This window comes from Nonomuraea sp. NPDC050153, from assembly GCF_044460125.1.
Classification (GTDB): Bacteria; Actinomycetota; Actinomycetes; order Streptosporangiales; family Streptosporangiaceae; genus Nonomuraea.
In genome coordinates this window covers 184734-206320 of sequence record NZ_JBITJQ010000002.1, presented here as the reverse complement: position 1 = coordinate 206320, position 21587 = coordinate 184734, and the positions used below count along the sequence as shown (strand labels likewise).

Genomic DNA, 21587 nt, shown 5'->3' with positions numbered 1-21587 from the left:
CGCGCGACGTATTAGCCTGATAATCGCATCCCGCATTTATCCGGCTGGGAGGGCGAATGAAGACCGATCCCGTTGTTCTGCTGACGGCGGTGTTCAGTCTCGTTCTCGGTCTCGGCGCCTTCGCCTGGCAGTGGCGTGCGCCGGACGGCGGAAACGAGCGGGTGCACATGATCTCCTGGACCCTGCTCGCCCTCTTTCCCGTCACCCTGCTGTTCTCATTCTTCCCGCAGAGCCAATTCTCCGCCGAGATCAAGGGCGCCACGATGACGGGCGCCGTCGGGCTGTGGGCGTTCATCTGGTGGTACGGGCTGCGTTCCCTGCGCACCGCGGGCCGGGCGGACGAATACCGGAAGGAGCTCCGCGAGCTGCGCGAGCAGGTCGACACGCAGGCCAAGGTGCGCCGGCCGCGGCCCATCGAGGAGACGCGCACGTACGAGTACGCCGTCCCCGGCCGGCCCGCCCGGCGGCTCACGCTCATCACCGGCGACCTGCGCAACGTCAAGGACGTGGACGTCTGGGTGAACTCCGAGAACACCGACATGCAGATGTCCAGGTTCCACGAGCGGTCGATCTCCGCCGTGATCCGGTACGAGGGCGCGCGGCGCGACCCCCTCACCGAGCGGGTGGTCGAGGACTGCGTGGCAGACGAGCTCGGCCGGCGCGTGGGCGCCAACGTTCCGGTGGAGCCGGGGACCGCCATCGTGACCGGCCCGCACCAGCTCGCCGAGCGCAACGGCGTCATGGGCATCGTGCACGCCGCCGCCGTCCACGGGGCCGCGGGCGTCGGGTACCGCCGGGTGGACGACCTCGGCACGTGCGTGCGCAACGTGTTCATGAGGGCCGAGGAGATCGCCGGCGGCGGGCGGCGGGCCGGCTCGATCGTGTTTCCCATCTTCGGGACCGGCGAGGCGGCGGCCGACATCGAGTCCACGGTCCAGAGCATGCTGACGGCCATTGTCGCGCACCTGACCGACAGCCGCCCGCAGCACGTCGAAAGCGTCTATTTGCTGGCCTACACAGACGCGGAATTGGCGGTCTGCGAAAAAGCACTTGACGCGTGCCCGCATATCTCTCCGGCCGGGAAGGCCGGGAAGAAACGTACGCGCCAAAAATAGGTGTCGCGCGGCGGGCCCGATTCCTTAATCTCGATGACGTGGACACCCCGACTCTTCTCCAGCATTTCAGGACGCATGACACCCCTTTGGTCCTGTCCAGGGGCGGCGATCCGGCCTGGGACGACGCGGAGCTCCACCGGAGTGCCCGGCTGAGCGACCCGGAGGGATACGCGCTGCTGGCGCTGGTGCCCGGTGTGCTCCCCTGGCAGCGGGCCCGCGTGCTGCTGTGCACGCTGGCCGCCTCGCAGGACGGCCTGGACGAGCGCACCCGCGCGACCCTGGCCAAGGTCACGAAGGCGCTCATGTTCGGCCTGCCGCCGGCCCACGCCGTCACCGCGCTCCTGGCGCTGCGGCGGCTGCGTGCCAACCACAAGCACACCACGCGGGCCGTCGTCACGTTCGTCCTGGAGCACCCGGACGCCGACGCGCTCATCGAGGCCCGCCGGCCGGCGCTGGTCGACTGCTTCGAGCACGCGCTCGGCAAGGCGACCGCCCGCGGGTGCGCCCGCCTGATCGCCGAGGGCGACACCGGTTCCGGACGGCTGCGCAGGAGCCTGCTGCGCTTCACCTCCGACCCGGCCGCGGCGATCGAGCGGGTGCGCGCGCTCTACGCGCCCGGCACGTACGGCGCGGTGGCCCCGCAGGAGCCGCCCGCGCGGCTCGACCCGGTCAGGGAGCACCCGGCGATCGTGACCCCGACCAACCGGGGCGACATCGCGGCGACGCTGGTGCACCTCTACCGGGGCGGACCGGCGGCCGAACTGCGCCCCGCGCTGGCGGGCTACGTGGCCGAGGCGACGCGCGGGCTGCCGCGCCTGGCCGGGCACGTGGCCGTGGTGCTCGACGCGTCCGGCTCCATGCGCGGGTACGGCGAGCGCGAGTGGGCGGTCATGTCGCAGGCCGCGGCGCTGAGGCTGGTCCTGGGCGAGGTCTGCGAACGCCTCACGGTGATCGAGACCGCCGCCGACGGCGCCACCGACCTGGCGACCGGGCTGCTCGACGCCCTGGACACCCGTCCCGACCTGGTGGTGATCGTGACCGACGGCTACGAGAACCTCATGCCGGGCGACCTGGCCAGGGTCGCGGCCACGCTGCCCCGCGCCGGCGTCACCACTCCGGTGGTGCTCTGCCAGGCCACGTTCACCGGCGGCGACGACCTGACCCTGCGCGACCCGGCGCCGGTGCTGCCGCGGCAGCCGTTCTGGCATCAGGACGACTTCGCCGGGCTGCTGCCGTGGCTGTTCGGCCACTGCGCGCCCGGCCGTGACTGGATCCGTACGGCCATGCTGAGCCGACTCGAAGGCGGACTCGAAGGTCGGCTGGAAGGAGGACGCACATGACCGCACTCGAGACGCTCCTGCCCGCGCCGCTCGACCTGCGCGGCTATCGCGCGGGCACGCCGCAGCGCGGCGGAGCGCTGACCATGGTGCCGATCTGGGGCCCCGAGCGGCCCGGCATCGTGCCGCCCCGCTCCGGGCTGAAGCTCGAACGGGTCGTCGGGTATGGCCGGGTCGAGCTGCTCAACGGCGCCCGCGAGGGTGTGGCGATCGTGCCCCTGCACATCGGCTACATCCAGGACGCCGCCCAGAACCACGCCCTGTGCTCCGCGGCGCTGCTGGGCGCCGGGCAGACCAGGCGTTTCGACGACGCGTGCTGCGTCCAGTCCGGCCAGGGCGGCTACCTGGAGGGCCGCGACCAGTGGTTCTTCGTGCTGCCTGCCGAGCTGCGGGCCAGGGCGCTGGAGCTGCGCGGGAAGCGCGACTACGCCAAGCTGTGGGCGGACATCTCCGCGCTCAACGCCGCGTGCGGGCTGCCCTCGCGCGGGCACCTGGAGCAGATCCTGTCGCGCAAGCGGGCAATGCTGACCCAGTTCCAGAGCCGGTTGGAGCTGATGCCGGGTCAGCTCGGCGCGCTGTTCTTCGTCGGTGAGAGGTTCGCGGGGCTGGAGCTGGCGCCCGACCCGGCGTACTTCGCCGAGCTGTGGATGGCGCTGGTCTGCTTCGCGTACGGGGTTGCCGCCTGGCGGGCCGAGCCCGAGCGGGCCGGCGCGGAGCCGTACGACGCCGGCAGCCTGGCGGAGCTGCGCGCGGAGCTGGCGCGCGACCGGGCCGCGCGTCAGGCCGAGGTGGCCTCCTGGCTGCCCACGCCGGCCGGTGACGTGCGCATGGTCGAGGAGGAGCGCTACCTCGACCTGCGGCTGTCCACCGTGACCGGCGGCGGGCTGGCCGGTCAGGTGGTCACCGAGCACGGGCGGCCGGTGTACGCGTCCCTGTTCGCCGGCCGGTAAATCCGGTTGCGGCGGCAGCGGGGCGGCAGGTTGAATGATCAGTGCGGGAACTGCGCCGGGCGCGGCGGGCTGAACCCCTCATGCCATGTAAGGGCGTCGTTCTGAGAACGGCTCCATGGTTCGCCGAGGCGCCGGCCACCGGTCCCGCACTGAGATCTTGCCAGTCACCTGACTCGGTGTTACCTCTTGCGAGATGCGTGCAATCCGCGCATCCCCGAGACGCAGGAGGGAACCGTTGTCCTGGTTACGCAGCGCACTCGTCGCCGTCGCGCTCGTCGCGTCGGCACTACCCCTCGCCGGGCCCGCTCTGGGCGAACCCGGCGGGCAGACCCCCGTACATGACTTCCAGGCCGAAGAGCACGGCAAGCCGGACGTGGACAACCGGCAGGGCAGGGTCGCCCCGCCCGCCGGACTGAACGCCCGCAGCGCCGGGGCCGCGGCCGAGATCCGCTGGAACGCTCTCGGCACCCCGGCCGCCGTCACCAGCGCCGAACCGCTGGCCGAGGGCCTCGGGTCCGACCCCGAGCAGGCCGCCCGGACCTACCTCAAGGACAACCCCGCCGTCTTCGGCCTGTCCGCGCAGGCGGTGGACGCGCTGGAGCGGGTCGCGGTCAACCCGATCGGCGCGGGGCACGCCGTACTGCTGCGGCAGCGCTTCGGCGACCTGCCGGCCGGCGTGGACGGCCTCGTCGCGATCGGCGTGGTGAACGGCCAGATCAGGCACGTCACCTCCTCGCTGTCCCGCGAGACGGAGGCGCCCCCGGCCGCGACGATCACCGCGCAGCAGGCGCTGGAGATCGCGGCCAGGGACGGCGGCGTCGACCTGGCCACGGCGACCACGAAGCAGGCCACGCCGGTGGCGGTGCCCGCTCCCGACGGGGTGCACAGCGCGTACCAGGTGGTCCTGATCGGCGGCTCGCGCGGCGAGGCGGCGGGATACACGACGCACGTGGACGCGGTCAGCGGCGCCATCCTCGTACGGGAGAACCTGGTCGACCACTTCGACCCCGAGAACCCGCGCTGGGAGGCCTTCCCGGCGAACCCCCGCGACGACTACTCCTCCCGCGACACCCGCCAGACCTGGTGCTTCGCGGCGGGCCCCGGCTGCGACTACGTGACCGGCGGCGATCCGGCGACCGGCAAGGCCTGGGACGTCGACCACACCACGGACGCCTCGACGAACACCAGCGCCGGCAACTCGACCAAGACGACCGAGAACCGGGCGAGCGGCGACCCGTTCACCGTCGGGACCCGCACCAACGCGCTCACCCCGAGCAGGAACTACCTCTTCCCGTGGAAGAACGCCTGGTACGAGTCCAAGTGCGACCCGGCGGCATTCGACCAGGACGGCGAGAACGACCTGGAAGCCGCCATCGCCAACCTGAACGCCATGCACAACCGCATGCACGACTGGAGTTACCGCCTCGGCTTCACCGAGACGGCCTGGAACATGCAGGCGGACAACGGCGAGCGCGGCGGCCTCGGCGGAGACCCCGAGCAGGGGAACGCGCAGGCCGGCGCGCGGGTGCTGTCCGTGCGCGACAACGCCAACCAGATCACCGGCCCCGACGGGGTCGCGCCGATCACGAACATGTACCTGTGGCAGCCGATCGCCGGCTCGTTCTACTCGCCGTGCGTGGACGGCGACTACGACATGTCGGTCATCGGCCACGAATACACGCACGCGATCTCCGGCCGCATGATCGGCGGCCCGAACGCCGGCTGGAGCGGCGCCCAGGCCGGGGCCATGAACGAGAGCACCTCCGACCTGTTCGCGATGGAGCACCTCTTCGAGTACGGCTTCCGCCCCTCCGGCCTGACCCCGTATGTGACCGGCGGCTACGTGACCGGGGACAAGGAACGCGGCATCAGGAACTACGACATGTCCAGGTCGCCGCTGAACTACAGCGACGTCGCGTACGACATCGTCGGCCAGCAGGTGCACGCGGACGGTGAGATCTGGTCGGCCACCCAGTTCGACGTGCGCGCGGCGTTCATCAAGCGGTACGGCGACGGCACGGCCAGGCAGCAGCGGGCCTGCGCGGACGGGCGGACGCCGGTCGAGCAGTGTCCGGGCAACCGGCGCTGGGCGCAGCTCTCGTTCGACGCCCTGCTGCTGATGGCCTCGGGCGCGGTCAGCTACGTCGACCACCGCGACGCGCTGCTGGCGGCCGACGCGATCCGGTTCGGGGGCAAGAACCAGGACATCATGTGGCGCGCGTTCGCCGAGCACGGCCTGGGCAAGGGCGCGGCCAGCAACGGCCCGAGCGACGCCGACCCGACGCCCAGCTTCGTCAACCCCGCGGGCAAGAACGGCTCGCTGCAGCTCAAGCCGCTGGGTGAGGCGAAGGGCGCGGCGCTGCGGCTGTACGTGGGCGACTACGAGGGCCGCGCGGTCCCGGTCGCCGACACTGACCCGGCGACGCCGCTGGGCGACACGGTGGAGATGACGCCCGGCGTGTACTCGTTCGTCGTGGCGGGCAACGGGTTCGGGCACACGAGGCTGAAGTTCGTGGTGGTGGGCGGCGTGCAGTTGCCGCTCCCGCTGCCGCTGGCCCGCAACCTCGCCTCGGCGGCGGGCGGCGCGGCGGCCACGGGCGACGGCGTCAACCAGGCCAAGCTGATCGACGAGACCGAGGCCACGAACTGGGCCTCGCTCACCGGCGCGCCCGCCGGCAAGTCGGTCGTGGTGGACCTGGCGGGTGACGCGCCGGTGAAGGTCCGGCGCGTGCAGGTGAGCGCCATGCTGCGGCCCAACGTCGGCGACGCGGCCGACCCGGGCGGGCAGAACCGGTTCTCGAGCCTGCGCTCGTTCGAGGTGCTGGCCTGCGGCTCGGGCTGCACCGACCCGGCGAACTTCACGAAGATCTACACCAGTCCCTCCGACGCCTTCAAGTCGGGACTGCCGCGTCCCCGGGGCGCCAACATGATCTTCAAGTCGTTCGACGTGCGGGACACCAATGCCACGCATCTGATGCTCCGGGTGCTCAGCACGCAGTGCACCGGCAATCCGCTGTACGCCGGTGAGCAGGACCGCGACCCGAACTCCGCGACGGACTGCGCCACGGCCAGCCCGCAGCGGGAGCAGGTGAGGGCGGCCGAGTTCCAGGCGTTCTCGCGCTGACGTTCTGACTCCGTAGTAGGGCCCGCGTCCGTGGTCAGGGCGCGGGCCTTATTGCGCCCTGGTAGTTTGAGGTCGTACTATTCGATGCAATTTAGTTTGACATCGAATTATCTGGGGGAGAAACATGCGTACCCTGATCCGTGGCGTCCGCGTCTTCGACGGCGAGCGGACCGTGCCCGCCGCCGACGTGGTGATCGACGGCGACCGCATCGGCTCACCGGAGTCCGGTCGCGCGGACGTGGTGATCGACGGCACCGGGAAGACCCTGCTGCCGGGCCTGATCGACGCCCACGCGCACGCCTTCGACGGTGACCTGGCGGAGGCGCTGACGTTCGGCGTCACCACCGAGCTCGACATGAACAACCTGCCGCCCCTGCTCGCCGCCCAGCGCCGCCAGGCCGCCGAGCGCGACGACGTGGCCGACATCCGCAGCTCCAGCATGATCGCGACCGCCCCGAACGGGCACCCGACCCAGATCATGACCGCCGACGTGCTCAAGGCCCTCGGCACGGACCGCACCCTCGACACGGTGGCCGACTCGGGCGAGGCCAAGGCGTTCGTGGAGGCGCGGCTGGCCGAGGGCGCCGACTACCTCAAGATCGCCATCGACGACGGCGGGTCGTCGGGGATGCGGCTGCCCGCCCTCGGCCCCGAGCTCGCCGCCGTCCTGGTCGAGGCCGGGCACGCCGCCGGCCTGCGGGTCATCGCGCACACGGTCACCGCCAGGGAGGCGCTCATCGCCCTGGACGCGGGGGCCGACGGGCTGGCGCACCTGTACTCCGACGTGGACGAGGAGCAGGCCGAGGAGACGGCGGCCAGGATCGCCTCGTACGACGCGTTCGTGATCAGCACGATCACGTACATCGAGGCCGTCACCGGCGACCCGAACGGCCAGGAGCTGCTGCGGGACCCGCGGATCGCCGCGCGGATGTCGGACCGCTCGAAGGCCACGTTCGGCCGGGAGCGGGCGGACCTCCCCATGCACTCCCAGGGCGTCATGAACGCCGCGCACGCGGCCGCGGCCCTGCGCCGGGCGGGGGTGCCGGTGCTGGCGGGCACGGACTGCACCCCGTTCGGGCCGGTGCACGGGGCGGGCCTGCACCACGAGCTGCTCCTGCTGACGGAGGCGGGCTGGACGGCGGAGCAGGCGCTCGCGGCGGCCACCGGCACGACGGCCCGCCTCTTCGGCCTCACCGACCGGGGCCGCGTCGCCCCTGGCCTGCGAGCTGACCTGCTGCTCGTCAACGGCGACGCGACCACGGACATCACGGCGACCCGGGACATCGTCGAGGTGTGGCGCGGCGGCGTACGCCGGTGGGCGCGCTGACGCGGCCGCGGGCGGTGAGTCCTAGGTGAGTTCCAGGCCGCCGTCGACGGTGAGGACCTGGCCGGTGATCCAGGTGGCGGTGGGGTCGGCGAGGTGCACGATTACTCCCGGCGTCGTAGTCCGGCCGGTCGTTGATCCCGGTGGGGTAGCGGCAGATCACTCCGCACGTAGGACGCCCCCCGGACGGTGGCTGGACGACAATTCCGGCCATGAGAGCCCCAGCCGGCCCTGCCCGGAGCGGCGACAGCCTGACACGGCTGCTGCGCCCGTACGGGTGGAGTTTCGCCGCCGTCGTCGTCCTGCAGGTGATCGGTGCCGTCGCGGGCCTGGCGCCGCTGCTCGCGGTCGTCGAGCTGGGCCGCACCCTGCTGTCGCCCGGCCCGGCCGATCACGGTCATGTCTGGTCCGTCGTGGTCGCGGGTGCGGCCGGCCTGTTCGTCCGGCTGCTGTTCACGGCCGCGTCGTCCGGCATCGGGCACATTCTGGACGGCCAGGTGCAGCTGTCGTTCCGCCGGCTGCTGGCCGCGCGGCTGGGGCGCGTGCCGATCGGCTGGTTCGCCCGGCGCCGGACCGGCGAGCTGGCGAAGGTCGTGGGCGAGGACGTGAGCGCCGTGCACCCCTTCATCGCCCACACCCCGGGCGAGCTCGTCGCCGCGTTCGTGGTGCCGCTGGTGTCGTTGGTCTACCTGTTCACCGTCGACTGGCGGCTCACGCTGATCACGCTGGCGCCGGTCGTGCTGGCGGTGGCGCTGGTCCCGCTGATGATGACCCCGGCCCGGCTGCGGGAGCAGGAGGAGTTCGACGCGGGGATGGGGCGGATCGCGAGCTCGGTCGTCGAGTTCGTGCAGGGTATCTCGGTGGTCAAGGCGTTCGGCGGATCCGAGCGCGCCCATCACAGGTTCCGCACGGCGGTGGACGATTTCGTCGTCACCTTCTTCCGGTGGGTGCGCGGTCTCGCCCCGATCGCCGCGGGGATGCAGTTGGCGCTGTCGCCGCCGTTCGTGCTGCTGGTCGTGCTGATCGGCGGTGCGGCGCTGATCGCGGGCGGTGGCCTGGCCCCGGCCGACCTGCTGCCCTTCCTGCTGCTCGGCCTGGGCCTGACCGCCCCGGTGGCGGCCCTCGGCCACGGCTTCGACGACTTGCAGGCCGCCCGGCGCGCGGTCGGCCGGATCCGGGACGTGCTCGCGGTGCCGTCGCTGCCCGAGCCCGCGCATCCGCGCGCACCGCGGGGGCACCGGGTGGAGCTGCGTGACGTTCGATTCGGTTACGAGCGAGCGGAGCACGAGGTGCTGCGCGGGATCGACCTGGTGCTCGAACCCGGGACGGTCACCGCGATCGTCGGGCCGTCGGGCAGCGGGAAGTCCACGCTGGTTCAGCTGCTGCCGCGGTTCTTCGACCCGACCAGCGGCTCGGTCGTCCTGGGCGGTGTCGATCTGCGCGAGCTCGGCAGCGAGGAGCTGTATCGGACGGTCTCCTTCGTCTTCCAGGACGTTCGCCTGCTGCGCGCGTCCGTCGCGGACAACATCGCGCTGGCGGTGCCGCACGCCGGCCCCGAGGACGTGGTCCGCGCCGCCCGGCTCGCGAACATCCATGATCGGATCCTTGAGCTGCCGCGCGGATACGACACGGTGATCCATGAGGAGGCCGGGCTGTCGGGCGGCGAGGCACAGCGGATCTCGATCGCGCGCGCACTGCTCGCCGCCACGCCCGTTCTGGTGCTCGACGAGGCGACCGCCTTCGCCGACCCGCCCACCGAACAGGCCGTGCGCCGGGCCCTGGCCACGATGGCGGGAGATCGCACGGTCCTGGTCATCGCCCATCGCCTGGAGACGGTCGCCGACGCCGACACCGTCGTGATGCTGGAGAACGGGTCGATCGTCGAGCGCGGCAGGCCCGCCGAGCTGCTGGCGAGGAACGGAAAGTTCGCCGCGTTCTGGCGAACCCGACGGTCGGCGGTCGCCGACGGCGTACAACGAGGAGACGATCCCCGATGATCCGAATGCTGCTGCGCGTGCTCGGACCCGAGTACGGCCGGCCCGTGCGCCGCACCGTGGCCCTGATGACGGCGACCGCGGTGGCCGAGGGGTTGTCCTACGCGCTGCTGGTTCCCGTGCTTCGGGCGCTGTTCGGGAGCACGCCCGCGGACGCCTGGCCGTGGCTGGTCGCGTTCGGGGCCGCGGTCGCGGTCTACGCGGCGCTGCGCTATCTCAGCGACCTGTCCGGTTTCCGCGCAGGGACCGTGCTGCTGCGCGGCATGTACCACCGTCTCGGCGATCACCTGGCCCGGCTGCCGCTGGGCTGGTACGGCGCCGGCCGGGTCGGCGAGGTGTCCGTCCTGGCCAGCCGCGGCGTGCTGCAGGCGATGAGCGTGATCGTGCATCTGCTGGCGCCGTACATCTCCGCCTGCGTGACCCCCCTGACGATCGTCGTCGTGATGCTCGCCTTCAACGCGCAACTGGGGCTGGCCGCGCTGGTCGCCGTCCCGGTCGTGGCGGCGGTCCAGGTCTGGACGGGACGCTCGATGGCCGCCACCGACGATGACCGCCACGAACGCGACCACGAGGCCGCCGGGCGGGTCATCGAATATCTCCAGGCCCAGCCGGTGCTGCGCGCCGGCGGCCGGACCGTCGAACGCTTCCGGCTGCTCGACGACTCGCTGCGGGAGGTCCAGCGCGCCTCGCGCCGCACCACGCTGTCGGTGCTGCCCGGCGTGCTGGGCCTGGCGCTGACGGTGCAGGCGATGTTCACCGCGCTGCTGGTCCTGGGCGCCTACCTGGCGCTCGGCGGTGACATCGGCGCGGCGGAGGTGCTGTCGATCCTGGTGCTCGCCGCCCGCTGCGCCGATCCGCTGCTGTCGCTGGCGGACCTCGGCGGCAAACTGCGCGGCGCGCGTTCCGAGCTGGCGAGACTCGACATGGTGTTACGCACCGAGCCGCTGCCGGAACCTCGCGAACCGATCCGGCCGGCGGGCCATGACCTGGAGCTCGACTGCGTCACCTTCCGGCATGGCGACCGTACGGTGATGGACGGGGTGTCGTTGTCCGTGCCGGAGGGTCAGCGGCTCGCCGTGGTCGGACCGTCGGGCTCGGGCAAGAGCACGCTGCTGCAGCTGCTCGCGCGCTTCTACGACGTGGACGCGGGCGCGGTGCGGGTGGGAGGCGCGGACGTACGCGCGATCGACACGGAGGCGCTGATGGCGCGGATCGCCATCGTCTTCCAGGACGTCTATCTCTTCGACGGCACGATCGAGGAGAACGTACGTCTCGGCCGTCCCGACGCCGACGAGGCCGAGGTGCGGGCCGCGGCGACCGCGGCGCGGCTGGACGAGGTGGTCGAGCGGCTGCCCGGCGGATGGGCGACGGAGGTCGGCGAAGGTGGCGCGCTGCTGTCGGGCGGCGAACGCCAGCGGGTCTCGATCGCGCGGGCGCTGCTGAAGAACGCGCCCATCGTGCTGCTGGACGAGGTGACCTCCGCGCTCGACCCGGTGAACGAGGCGGCCGTCCACGAGGGCATCGAACGCCTGATGGCCGGCCGGACGGTGGTGATGGTGGCGCATCGGCTGCGGACCGTCCAGCGCGCCGATCGCATCGTCTTCCTCGACGGCGGCCGGATCGTGGAGGAAGGCGGCCACGACGAGCTCCTGCGCCGCGACGGTCGTTACGCCGGCTTCTGGAACGTCTCCCTGACACCGGCGACGGGTGAATGAGCGCGGGGTTGTCACAGAACGGCTCTCTGTCCTGTCTTTCCGTCGGACCGGACGTTCGCGGAGCGACAGGAGCGAGACCTTGCCACCAGCCGGCATCAGCATCCGGATCCGGGTCCGGATGAGCGCGCGGCCCATCGACGAGCCGCATCGTGTGTCGAGCCAGCTTGAGCTGCTGTTCGACCTGACCTTCGTGGTCGCGGTGGCGGCCGTCACCGCCGAGTTCGCGCACAGCGTCGCCGAGGGACACGGCCTGGCCGGGCTGGTGCCGTTCCTGCAGGTGTTCTTCGCGATCTGGTGGGCGTGGATGAACTTCACGTGGTTCGCCTCGTCCTACGACACCGACGACGTCCTCTACCGGCTGCTGACCCTGGTGCAGATGGCCGGCGTGCTGACCCTGGCCGCGGGGGTGCCCGCCGCGGCCACGCACTCCGACTACCGGATCGTCGCGCTTGGTTACGTGATCATGAGGATCGGGCTGGTGGCCCAGTGGGTGCGGGCCGGGTTGGAGGACCAGGCCCGGCGTCGTACCGCGCTGCGTTACGCCGTCGGGATGACCGTCGCGCAGTTGGGGTGGCTGCTGTGGCTGCTCATCGCGGAGATGGGAATCCTGTCCTCGTTCTCGGGGCTGCCGTTCTTCGTCTGCCTGGTCGTGCTGGAGCTGGCGGTGCCGTGGTGGGCGGAGCGGACCCGGGCCACGGCCTGGCATCCGCATCACATCGCCGAGCGTTATGGCCTGTTCACGATCATTCTGCTCGGGGAGAGCGTGCTGGCCGTGAGCCAGGGCGTGGCAGGGGCGCTCGAAGCGGACGGGGTCAAGGGGCCCCTGGTCGCCGTCGCCGGGTGCGGGCTGGTGCTGTTGTTCGCGCTGTGGTGGCTGTACTTCCTCGTCGAGGCGGGGGAGGGGCTGAGCGGTCGCCGCGATCGGTCGTACCTGTGGGGATACGGCCATTACGGGATTTTCGCGGCGCTGGCGGCCCTGGGCGCGGGGCTGGAGGTGGCGGTGGAGCAGAGCGGGCACGACGTCGCGGCCTCACCCCTTGCCATCGGGTACGCGGTCGCGGTTCCGGTGGGGGTGTATCTGGCGGTGTTGTGGGCGGTGCACGCGCTGGTGGCCGGCGCGCCGGTCGTCCATCCCGCCGCGGCCATGGGCTGCGTGGCGCTGATCTGGGCGCTGCCGTTCGCGGCGCCGTGGCTGGGGGTGGCGGGCGTGGTCGCGGCGATCACGGCGGTCTGCGTCGTGCTGGTCGCCGTCTCGATCATGACCGCGGCGGGGGGCCGCGGTGCGGCGCGCCGCCAGAGTCCGCAGGTCGTCGAGTCGTGAACGAGGAGGGGTCTATGGGCCTTCCGCGGCTCTCGGCGCCTCGGGCGACACCGCGGTGATCTTGGCCGGGTTCATCATCCACAGCACCTGGTCGATGCCCTGCTCCGAGGCGGTGACGGTGACGACCGCGAACACCTCTCCGTCGCGGCTCAGCAGCGCGGCGGTCTGGCCGTTCGTGCCGGCCCAGGCCACGTCGACCCCGGCCCAGAACCGGTGGGCGAACGCCTTGTGGTACTTCGCCACCCGCGACGCGCCCACCACGGGGAAACGGGAGGCACGTACGGCGCCGCCGCCGTCGGAGTAGCTGATCACGTCCGCGGCGAAGAGCTCTTCCAGCGCGGTCATGTCGCCGGAGCGGGCGGCGGAGACGAACGCCTTCAGCAACCTGCGCTGTTCGGCTCCGGTCACGGGGGTGCGGCGTTCGACGAGCACGCGTTTGCGGGCCCTGCTGACCAGCTGGCGCACGGCCGGCTCGTTGAGCTCGATGATGTCGGCGATCTGCCGGTAGGGGTAGTCGAACGCCTCCCGCAGCACGTACGCCGCGCGTTCGGTGGGTGAGAGCCGTTCCAGGAGCAGCAGCACGGCGAACTCCAGGGCCTCGCCGCGCTCGGCGCCGAGGTAGGGATCGGCCCGGGTGTCGACGGGTTCGGGCAGCCACGGGCCGAGGTAGGTCTCGCGGCGTACGCGTGCGGACTGGGTGACGTTGATGGCCAGCCGGGTGGTCATCGTGGCCAGGAACGCGGCCGGGTTGTCCACCGCGGCGCGGTCGTGGGCCTGCCAGCGCAGCCAGACGTCCTGCACCAGGTCCTCGGCTTCGGTGACGCTGGCCAGCATCCGGTACGCGATCCCGAACAGGCGCGGCCGCACGTCGGCGAACACCGCCACCGCCTGCTCAAGATCTTTCGGACTGTCCGATCCAGGATCCGTCACTGCCATCCCCCCGCTTGACCGGTGCCACGCACTCCGTCGCCAGGCCCATTCTCCAGCCCTCCTACCCCTGGAGGTTTCGCGGTCCGCATCGAACGAATTTCGCCGCGCCTGTCACACGTACGGTCCCGGGCCCAAGGCCACGCACCCCCAGGCGGTTACCAGGTGACCGGTCAGAAGACGTTCTTCAGGAAAGGCAGCAGAGCCTCGACCGTCCGCCCGGGGAACTCCGACATCGGGTAATGGCCCGCGTCGTCGATCACGACGGCCTGCCCCCGCAGCAGCGACGCCTGGGTCCGCGCCTCCGCCGCCGGGTCGGGGAAGTCGGGGTCCTTGGCGCCCATGAGGACCAGGGCGGGGCAGCGGACCTGCGGGATGGCGTGCTCGGCGTCCGGTTCGCGGTTGAGGAGCATGGTGCGCATCGCCTCGCGCCGTTCGGGGTCGCGCAGCATGGCCACCAGCTTGGCGCGGTGTTCGGCCAGGTCGGCGGGCTTGGCGGTGCGATGCGCCGTGGCGTAGTAGAGGCTCCACAACCACGGGGACGAGGCGATCAGCCGGACGAGCGCGCGGACGGCGAGGTTGAGGGGGAGGGCACGGATGAAGCCGTCGATCGGGACGATGCCGGCCACCCGCTCGGGCGCCTGGGCGGCGGCGCGGATGATGCCGCCGCCGGCGTAGGAGTTGCCGAGCAGGACGGCGCCGGGCGCGTCCAGTTCCTCCAGCAGGGCCACGATGTCGCCGCCCACCGCAGACTGGGAGTAGTCCTCCCATCCCACCGACGACTCCCCGTGCCCCCGCAGGTCCGCCGTCACCACCCGGTAACCCGCCTCCACCAGGGGCGGGCGCAGCGACCGGTAGGCCTCGCGGGTGTCTCCCAGACCGGGTACGCACACCACGAGCGGCCCCTCGCCGGCGGAGTCGTAGGCCAGGCGACCGCCCGGTACGTCAACGAACATTCGCTACCTTCCCTAACTGAGGACGTCCACGACGAGGCCCAGCGCGAGCAGCAGGGCCATGGCGCCACCGGAGGCGATCGCGCGCCAGGTGGTCGAGGCGCGTTCCCGTACCGAGCGGAAGTACAGGACCGCTCCGACGACGATGAGGACCCCTTCCACCACGGCCGTGGCCCACGGGACCTGCCACAGTCCGAGGCCGAGCAGCGGCAGGTCGCCGGCGTTGCCGGGCAGCAGGGGCAGGTCGGGGCGATGGACGAGCAGATCGAGCAGCCAGTGGCTGAACACCGTCGCGCCCAGCACCCACCCGGCCTTGCGGCCCCACCGCCAGGCGCCGAGGCCGCCGTACAGCGCCGACAGCAGCAGCGCGCCCAGCAACGAGTGGGTGTACTGGGCGTCGATCAGCGCCTCGCCGTAGGTGCCCGGGGTGACGGCCTTGAAGGACTCGATCCCGCCCGCCAGGTACAGGACGACGAAGATGACGTCGAGGAACTGGGTGGCGAGCATGAGCGACCACAGCGGGACGCGCGGCTGGGCGGCCTTGACCGCGGCGGCCAGCCCGAAGTGTCCGACGAGCATTTCAGCGTCCCTCCTTGGGGGCCCGGTTGGCCCAGTGGTGCAGTCCGCCGCACATCACGACGAACAGCAGTAAAAAGATCAAGAAGTCCACGGTTCTCCTCACGTCTCCGTGTCTCGCGGTACGACGTTAGGGACGGGGAGCGTCTGCCCGGTATCGGACGATTGTCTGGTGAACCGGTCCGGCGGGGGACGGTAGATTCTGATGGTGCTGCGGGGGCGTGAGACGGAGCAGGCCGCGATCGAGGCGCTGGTCGCGCAGGCCAGGGACGGCCGGAGCGGGAGCCTGATCCTGCGGGGCGAGCCCGGGATCGGCAAGTCCGCGCTCCTCGACCACGCCGCCCGGTTGTCGGAAGGGATGCGTCCGCTGCGCGGCACCGGTATCGAGACCGAGGCCGAGCTGCCTTTCGCGGCGCTGCACCTGCTGCTCCGCCCGGCCCTCGACCGGATCGGCAGGCTTCCGGCGCCGCAGGCCAGGGCACTGGAGGGCGCGTTCGGCCTGGCCGCCGCCCCTGAGGACCGGTTGCTCATCGGCCTGGCCGCCCTGTCGCTGCTCACCGAACTGGCCGAGGACGGCCCGCTGCTCTGCCTGGTCGACGACGCCCAGTGGATGGACCGGTCGTCGGCCGAGGCGCTGCTGTTCGCGGCCCGGCGGCTGCACTCGGAGGGGATCGCCCTGCTGTTCGCGGCCAGGGACGGGTTCCACGCGCCCGGGGTGCCCGAGCTGCGGCTCGAAGGCCTCCATCCCCTGGCAGCCGACGGCCTGCTGCGCGAGCACACGCCCGGTCTGGGTCCCGCCGTAAGGGAGAGGATCCTCGCCGCGAGCGGCGGAAACCCCCTCGCGCTGATCGAGCTGCCCCGGATGTCCGACTCCTTCAAGGACGCGCAGGACGGGCTGCCGCTGCCGCGCCGGATCCAGGAGGCGTACGAGGCGCGGATCGCCGTCCTGCCGCCGGGCGCCCAGACGATGCTGCTGATCGCGGCGCTCGACGACGCGGGGGATCTCGACGTCGTCGTGCGGGCGGCCGGGACGCTGGGGATCGACGCCGCCGCCCTGGGCCCGGCCGAACGCGCCGGTTTCCTGTCCACCGCCGGCGGGCGGCTCGACTTCGGCCACCCGCTGATGCGTACGGCGGCGGCACGCCGGGCGGCCTACGACGAGCGCCTGGCCGCGCACCGCGCCCTCGCCGACGTGCTCGACGACGAGCAGGACGCCGACCGCCGCGCCTGGCACCTGGCCGCCGCCGTGACCGGCCGCGACGAGCCGATCGCCGCCGCGCTCGAACAGGCGGCGGGCCGCGCCCGCGAGCGCGCGGGCCACGCCGCGGCCGCCGCGGCCCTGGAACGGTCGGCCCGGCTCACCCCCGGCCTGGCCGAACGTGCCCGGCGGCTGGCCCTGGCGGCCGAGGCCGCCGCGGACGCCGGCGCCCTGGAGCACGCGCAGATCCTGGCCGACCAGGCCCGGCGGCTGGGCGACGACCCGCTGACCCTCGCCCGGCTGGCGGGGCTGCGCGGGCGGATCGCGTTCGACCGGGGCGCCGTGCATGACGCCCACCGGATCCTCCTCGACGGCGCCGCCTCCATCGCCGATCTGGACCGCAAGGGCGCGGCCCTGCTCCTGCTCGACGCGGTGCGCAACGCGTGGTACCTCAGCGATCCGACGGCTGTCGGCGAGTCCGCGGCGCGGCTCGGCGGCCTGCCGCTGACGCCGGAGGACGGGCTCGACGGGTTCGTCCGGGCGGCGCGTGCCATGGCCGACTTCCTGGCCGGCGACCTGGACCGGGCCCTCCCGCCGTTTCGCGAGCTCATCGCCATGGCCGCGGCGATTCCCTCCGGCCTGACGGCCCTCCGGATCAGCATCTGCTCGCTGGCCGGGATATCGGGAGACTTCGACAGCGGGCTCACCATCGCCCGCTCGGCGATCGAGGAATGCCGGTCCGACGGCATGATCGGGCTGCTGCCGCTCGCCCAGGCGGTGCTCGCGATCCACCAGATGTACCTCGGGCGCTTCCGCGACGCCGTCACGACCGCCACCGAGGGACGCCGGCTCGCCACCGACATCGGCCAGACGCACCGCATCGCCCACTTCGAGAGCGTCATGGCCATGGTGAGCGCCGTCCAGGGCCGCGAACAGGACTGCCGTGAGCTCGCCGAGCGGACGATCGCGCACGGCACCGCCCATCCGGTGGCGACGATCGTCGGCTGGGCCGAGTGGGCGCTCGGCCTCCTGGATCTCGGCCAAGGCCGCTTCGAGGCCGCGCTGGAACGCTTCGAGACCGCCACCCGCGGGCCGCTCCGGCACCAGATCATGCCCGTCTACTTCGCTCCCGACCAGATCGAGGCCGCCGTACGGCTGGGCCTGCCCGACCGCGCCGCGCGACCGCTGGCCCGCTTCGAGTCCTGGGCCACGGCCGCCCGCCATCCGTGGGCGGAGGCCGTACTGCATCGTTGCCGGGCCCTGCTCGCCCATGACGACGACGAGGCGGAACGGCATTGGGAGCGGGCCGCGCGTTCGCACGCCGTCGCGAACCGGCCGTACGAACGGGCCCGCACCGACCTGCTCCACGGCGAGTGGCTGCGCCGCGCCCGCAGGAAGACCGAGTCCCGGACCCGCCTGCGCGCCGCGCTGGAGACCTTCGAACGCGCCGGAGCCCTCCCGTGGGCCGAGCGGGCCCGCGCCGAGCTGCGCGCGGCCGGTGAGACCGTGGCCCAGGGCGCCCCCGAGCCGGCCGCCCTGCTCTCACCCCAGGAACTGCAGGTGGTACGCCTCGCCGCCACGGGGGTCACCAACCGCGAGATCGCCGCCCAGCTGTTCATCAGCCCCAAGACCGTCAGCCACCACCTGTACCGGGCCTTCCCCAAGCTCGGCGTCACCACCCGCACCGAGCTCGCCCGCCTCGACCTGGGCTGACCAGGTGAGTCGTGACAGGCCCGTCCGCGAAGGGAGCCCGGCCGAAGTCAGCCGTAAGAAAAACGGCCCGGCGCGAGTAGCGCCGGGCCGTCCGGAGGCGGATTAGTAGATGCGGTACTTACGGCCGCAGTTGTCGGACTTGCCGGCCCAGCAGGTGTAGGTGAAGACCTTCTTGATCCCCTTGCCGCGCCAGCTCCCGACCACCTTGCCGTCGAACGAGCGGTTGAACTTGTGCCAGCTGCCGTTCTGGTAGAACTCGAACCACACCCAGCCCTTCTTCCCGCCGACCTTGTCCACGCCGTACCACTTCGTGTGGACCACGCCGCCGCTCTTCCACGTCTTGCCGAACGTGTAGGCCTTGCGGTCACTGGAGAAGAACTTCCCCCACTTCGTCCCCGTCGAGGTCGTGGTGGCGGTGGCGGTGGTGGCGGTGGTGGCGGTGGTGGCGGTGGTGGCGGTGGCGGCCTGGGCGGCGGCCGGGCTCAGAGCGAGGCCGGTGACGGCCATCGAACCGGCCAGAGCCGCGATCGCGAGGGTCTTACGCATTGGGTTCCTCCCCGTTTGTCGTGCGCCGGTTGACCCGGCAGCAGGGACATTACGGAGATTCCGTGCGATCAACTGTGGACAAATCCGCACTCCGAGAGTGACGGGCAGCACACCTGCCAGGCGATCAACGGACCGCGGCCGCCAGCCTGTCCGCCGGGAACGGGGTGAGCGGGAGGCGGGAGGACTTGGCCTCGGGCGTGGTGGTGCCGCACAGGGCCAGGAGCAGGTGGTCGACCAGGGCGAAGTCGATCGGGCTCGGCACGATCTGGCCGTTCTCGTCGATCTGCTGGTACTTCGCGCGGTTCACTCCGAAGGACAGCTGGCGGCTGCCGTCCGGGGTGGACAGTGACTGCGTGATCATTCCGAACACGCCCCCGTCGTGCCCCCAGAAGCGGCCGCACGGCAGGTCGAGGGAGTAGAGGCCGAGGCCGTAGTCGATCGCGGTCCCGCCGGCCAGCACCGGAACCGTCTTCTGCATCTCGGCGACCTGTGCGGCGCCGACCAGTTCCCCGCGCAGCAGCACGCGGTAGAAGCGGTTGAGGTCGTCCATCGTGGACACGATCGCGCCTGCCGTGCCGGCCCACGACATGTTGTAGACGCTGTAGTCGCGCGGCGGGTCGATCAGGCCGTACATCGACTCGTACGCCTTGGAGTGCGGCCCCGGGATGACCGGGGTGCGCGGGAATGACGTGTGCCGCAGGCCCGCCTTGCGGATGACGTTGCGGGTGATGTACCGCTCGGCGTCCGTGCCCGTCACCTTCTCCAGGAGCAGGCCGGCCAGGATGTAGTTGGTGTTCGAGTACGACCCGGGCGTCGCTCCGGGCTCGCCGGTCGGGGCGGCGGCCAGGCCCAGCCCGACCAGTTCCTTCGGGGTGATCGTGCGGAAGCGGTTGTCGTCCAGGCTCTTGGTCGAGCCCTCCAGCAGCGACGGGAACGCCGGGGCGACGTAGTCGCCGATGTGGCTGGTGTGGTTGAGCAGCATCCGTACGGTGATCCGCCGGCCGCGGTCGCCGGGGACGAGGTCCGGGAGGTAGCGGCCGATCGGGGCGTCCAGGGCGATGGCGCCGCGTTCCACCTGCTGGAGAATGGCCACCGAGGTGAACGTCTTGGTGATGCTGCCCACCCGGTGCACCATGTCGGGCCGTACGGGGCGGCCGGTGCCGACGTCGGCCACGCCGGACGCGCCCTGCCAGACCTGCCCCTGGTCGCGCACCTGCGAGTAGATGCCGTACATGCCCGCCTCGTGGACGGCGTCCAGGGACTTGCGGAGCGCCTGCCGGTCCAGCCCGCCATCCTGGCCGGTCGCGGTGGTGGTCGCCGTCTGGGCGGCGGCCGGCGCGGTGAGGGTCGCCGCGGTGAGCAGCGCACCCAGCCCGGTCGCGAGGGCCAGCCGTCTGGCGCGCCCCACGGCCGAGATCAATGTCCTGAATCGGAGGGATGTCATGGCCGTCAGCATGATTGAGCCGGGCTCGCGAGGTTAGTCCGCGGTGTCACCGGGTCCCCATGACACGGATCATCCCGAACCCATGACATTCTCGGCCTTACGGATGATGTGCCTGGTGGGTGAGCAGGCCCGCGGATCCGCTACGGGTACTCTTCTTAACCGGTCTGTTCGCCATCGGAAAGGACACTGCGGATGCCCCATGCGGCGAGGCCCACGGTCACGCTGCACGACGTGGCCGCGGCGGCCGGAGTCTCGATCGCCACCGCGTCCAGGGTCCTGGGCGGCAGCACGCGGAAGGTCGCGCCCGAGAACGAGGCCCGCGTGCTGGCCGCGGCGGCGGCCCTGCGCTACACGGTGGACGCCTCGGCCAGGGCGATGCGCCGGGCGAGCGACTCGATCGCGCTCGTCGCCGACGACCTCACCACGCCGTCCATGGCCATGGTCGTGGCCGCGATGGAACGCGAAGCCCGTACGGCCGGCGCGTTCGTCACCGTCTCGTCCACCATGGCGTCGGTCGAGCGGCAGTTCGAGACGGTCCGGCTGCTGCGCTCGCTGCGGCCGCGCGCGCTGGTGCTGACCTCCAGCCGGTTCATGGCGAACGCGCTCGGCGGGCGGCTGCTCAAGGAGCTTGTTTCGTACGAACGCGAAGGCGGCCGGGTCGTGATCGTCGGCGAGACGGACATGACTTTCGACGCGATCGGATTCGACGATTTCGCGGCCGGGCGCTCGGTGGGCGCATTCGTCGCGGAAACCGGACATCGGCGGGTGGCGATATTCGGCGGCGCTCGCGAGCTCAGCAACCTGGGATCGCGGACGGCCGGTTTTGCGGAGGGACTTCGCGCCGGCGGGCTTGACGAGCGGGATATCCGGGTCGTTTATTGCGAAGTCAGCCGCCAGGGCGGATTCGACGCGGCGCGGCGGCTGGCAGAGGAGGGGATGTCCGGCACGGACGCGGTTCTCGCGGTCAACGACACCGTCGCCATCGGCGCGATGTCAGGATTTCGCGCCGCGGGGCTGGCTGTTCCCGAGGACGTTTCCGTGACGGGCATCGACGATATTCCGCTCGCCGGGGATGTGACGCCGCGATTGACGACTGTCGCGCTTCCGCTGGCGCAGGCGGGAGTGGAGGCGATCCGTTTCGCATGGGGAAATGCGGGTGCGGGGCGGCGGCTCACGCTGGAAGGGCGGCTGATCGTGCGAGAAAGCACCCGTACGCGCTCGTAACCCCCACCCACCCGCGCCCGCTGCCGGGAGCGCCGCCGCACCATGCGCGTCCGGCCCCTGTAGTCGCTCGGTAACACCCTTGACGCGCAGGTAACACGCGTGCAAACTGCGGAATACGTTTTCCAA

General features: G+C 71.9%; 15 protein-coding genes. 10 read left to right on the top strand and 5 right to left on the bottom strand.

Translation table 11 applies throughout. The features are described 5' to 3' along the window. The first annotated feature begins 56 nt into the window (after positions 1-56). The 8 genes from ACIBQ1_RS05230 to ACIBQ1_RS05195 all read left to right on the top strand — a co-directional run bounded on the left by ACIBQ1_RS05230 (position 57) and on the right by ACIBQ1_RS05195 (position 12880). The gene (locus ACIBQ1_RS05230) at positions 57-1115 is read left to right on the top strand and encodes a macro domain-containing protein (protein ID WP_397274724.1); all 1059 of its coding nucleotides are present in this window, start codon (positions 57-59) and stop codon (positions 1113-1115) included. 38 nt (positions 1116-1153) lie between these two features. After that, on the top strand, positions 1154-2455 hold the full coding sequence (locus tag ACIBQ1_RS05225; RefSeq protein ID WP_397274723.1) for a hypothetical protein: 1302 nt from the start codon (positions 1154-1156) through the stop codon (positions 2453-2455). After that, positions 2452-3402 (top strand): ARPP-1 family domain-containing protein, encoded by a 951-nt coding sequence (locus ACIBQ1_RS05220; protein ID WP_397274722.1) that lies wholly within the window; start codon positions 2452-2454, stop codon positions 3400-3402. The genes ACIBQ1_RS05225 and ACIBQ1_RS05220 overlap by 4 nt, the downstream gene beginning before the upstream one ends. A 235-nt stretch (positions 3403-3637) precedes the next feature. After that, positions 3638-6526: a M36 family metallopeptidase gene (locus ACIBQ1_RS05215; RefSeq protein WP_397274721.1), complete on the top strand. Its 2889-nt coding sequence runs from the start codon at positions 3638-3640 to the stop codon at positions 6524-6526. A 124-nt stretch (positions 6527-6650) separates the two neighbouring features. Beyond that, on the top strand, positions 6651-7853 hold the full coding sequence (locus ACIBQ1_RS05210) for an amidohydrolase family protein (RefSeq protein ID WP_397274720.1): 1203 nt from the start codon (positions 6651-6653) through the stop codon (positions 7851-7853). Positions 7854-8062: 209 nt separating this feature from the next. Further along, positions 8063-9847 carry an ABC transporter ATP-binding protein gene (locus tag ACIBQ1_RS05205; protein WP_397274719.1) on the top strand — a complete coding sequence of 595 codons (1785 nt, stop codon included), beginning with the start codon at positions 8063-8065 and terminating at the stop codon, positions 9845-9847. Continuing rightward, the gene (locus tag ACIBQ1_RS05200) at positions 9844-11559 is read left to right on the top strand and encodes an ABC transporter ATP-binding protein (RefSeq protein WP_397274718.1); all 1716 of its coding nucleotides are present in this window, start codon (positions 9844-9846) and stop codon (positions 11557-11559) included. Before ACIBQ1_RS05205 ends, ACIBQ1_RS05200 begins: the two co-directional genes overlap by 4 nt. A gap of 79 nt (positions 11560-11638) precedes the next feature. Beyond that, a complete protein-coding gene (locus tag ACIBQ1_RS05195) occupies positions 11639-12880 on the top strand; it encodes a low temperature requirement protein A (RefSeq protein ID WP_397274717.1) in 1242 nt (413 codons plus the stop codon). Positions 12881-12892: 12 nt separating this feature from the next. Here the strand turns inward: ACIBQ1_RS05195 and ACIBQ1_RS05190 are convergent, their stop codons facing one another. From ACIBQ1_RS05190 to ACIBQ1_RS05180, 3 genes are all read right to left on the bottom strand, one after another. Then, positions 12893-13810, bottom strand: coding sequence for an RNA polymerase sigma-70 factor (locus tag ACIBQ1_RS05190; RefSeq protein WP_397274716.1), 918 nt, complete (start codon positions 13808-13810; stop codon positions 12893-12895). A gap of 170 nt (positions 13811-13980) precedes the next feature. Continuing rightward, a complete protein-coding gene (locus ACIBQ1_RS05185; RefSeq protein ID WP_397274715.1) occupies positions 13981-14763 on the bottom strand; it encodes an alpha/beta fold hydrolase in 783 nt (260 codons plus the stop codon). 12 nt (positions 14764-14775) lie between these two features. Further along, positions 14776-15339 carry a permease gene (locus ACIBQ1_RS05180; protein WP_397274714.1) on the bottom strand — a complete coding sequence of 188 codons (564 nt, stop codon included), beginning with the start codon at positions 15337-15339 and terminating at the stop codon, positions 14776-14778. A gap of 202 nt (positions 15340-15541) precedes the next feature. Between ACIBQ1_RS05180 and ACIBQ1_RS05175 the strand changes: the two genes are divergently transcribed. After that, complete coding sequence (locus tag ACIBQ1_RS05175; protein ID WP_397274713.1) at positions 15542-18247, top strand: AAA family ATPase; 2706 nt, start codon at positions 15542-15544, stop codon at positions 18245-18247. Positions 18248-18349: 102 nt separating this feature from the next. Here the strand turns inward: ACIBQ1_RS05175 and ACIBQ1_RS05170 are convergent, their stop codons facing one another. Further along, on the bottom strand, positions 18350-18793 hold the full coding sequence (locus ACIBQ1_RS05170; RefSeq protein WP_397274712.1) for a hypothetical protein: 444 nt from the start codon (positions 18791-18793) through the stop codon (positions 18350-18352). A gap of 124 nt (positions 18794-18917) precedes the next feature. Then, positions 18918-20237, bottom strand: coding sequence for a serine hydrolase domain-containing protein (locus ACIBQ1_RS05165; RefSeq protein WP_397274711.1), 1320 nt, complete (start codon positions 20235-20237; stop codon positions 18918-18920). A 192-nt stretch (positions 20238-20429) separates the two neighbouring features. Between ACIBQ1_RS05165 and ACIBQ1_RS05160 the strand changes: the two genes are divergently transcribed. Then, positions 20430-21461, top strand: coding sequence for a LacI family DNA-binding transcriptional regulator (locus tag ACIBQ1_RS05160; protein WP_397274710.1), 1032 nt, complete (start codon positions 20430-20432; stop codon positions 21459-21461). Positions 21462-21587 lie beyond the last annotated feature (126 nt).

Bases quoted from the DNA above. Each gene is read 5' to 3' on its own strand.
- ACIBQ1_RS05180 (WP_397274714.1), bottom strand. From the start codon at position 15,339: ATGCTCGTCGGACACTTCGGGCTGGCCGCCGCGGTCAAGGCCGCCCAG.
- ACIBQ1_RS05185 (WP_397274715.1), bottom strand. From the start codon at position 14,763: ATGTTCGTTGACGTACCGGGCGGTCGCCTGGCCTACGACTCCGCCGGC.
- ACIBQ1_RS05230 (WP_397274724.1), top strand. From the start codon at position 57: ATGAAGACCGATCCCGTTGTTCTGCTGACGGCGGTGTTCAGTCTCGTT.
- ACIBQ1_RS05160 (WP_397274710.1), top strand. From the start codon at position 20,430: ATGCCCCATGCGGCGAGGCCCACGGTCACGCTGCACGACGTGGCCGCG.
- ACIBQ1_RS05220 (WP_397274722.1), top strand. From the start codon at position 2,452: ATGACCGCACTCGAGACGCTCCTGCCCGCGCCGCTCGACCTGCGCGGC.
- ACIBQ1_RS05200 (WP_397274718.1), top strand. From the start codon at position 9,844: ATGATCCGAATGCTGCTGCGCGTGCTCGGACCCGAGTACGGCCGGCCC.
- ACIBQ1_RS05205 (WP_397274719.1), top strand. From the start codon at position 8,063: ATGAGAGCCCCAGCCGGCCCTGCCCGGAGCGGCGACAGCCTGACACGG.
- ACIBQ1_RS05175 (WP_397274713.1), top strand. From the start codon at position 15,542: ATGGTGCTGCGGGGGCGTGAGACGGAGCAGGCCGCGATCGAGGCGCTG.
- ACIBQ1_RS05210 (WP_397274720.1), top strand. From the start codon at position 6,651: ATGCGTACCCTGATCCGTGGCGTCCGCGTCTTCGACGGCGAGCGGACC.
- ACIBQ1_RS05165 (WP_397274711.1), bottom strand. From the start codon at position 20,237: ATGACATCCCTCCGATTCAGGACATTGATCTCGGCCGTGGGGCGCGCC.
- ACIBQ1_RS05170 (WP_397274712.1), bottom strand. From the start codon at position 18,793: ATGCGTAAGACCCTCGCGATCGCGGCTCTGGCCGGTTCGATGGCCGTC.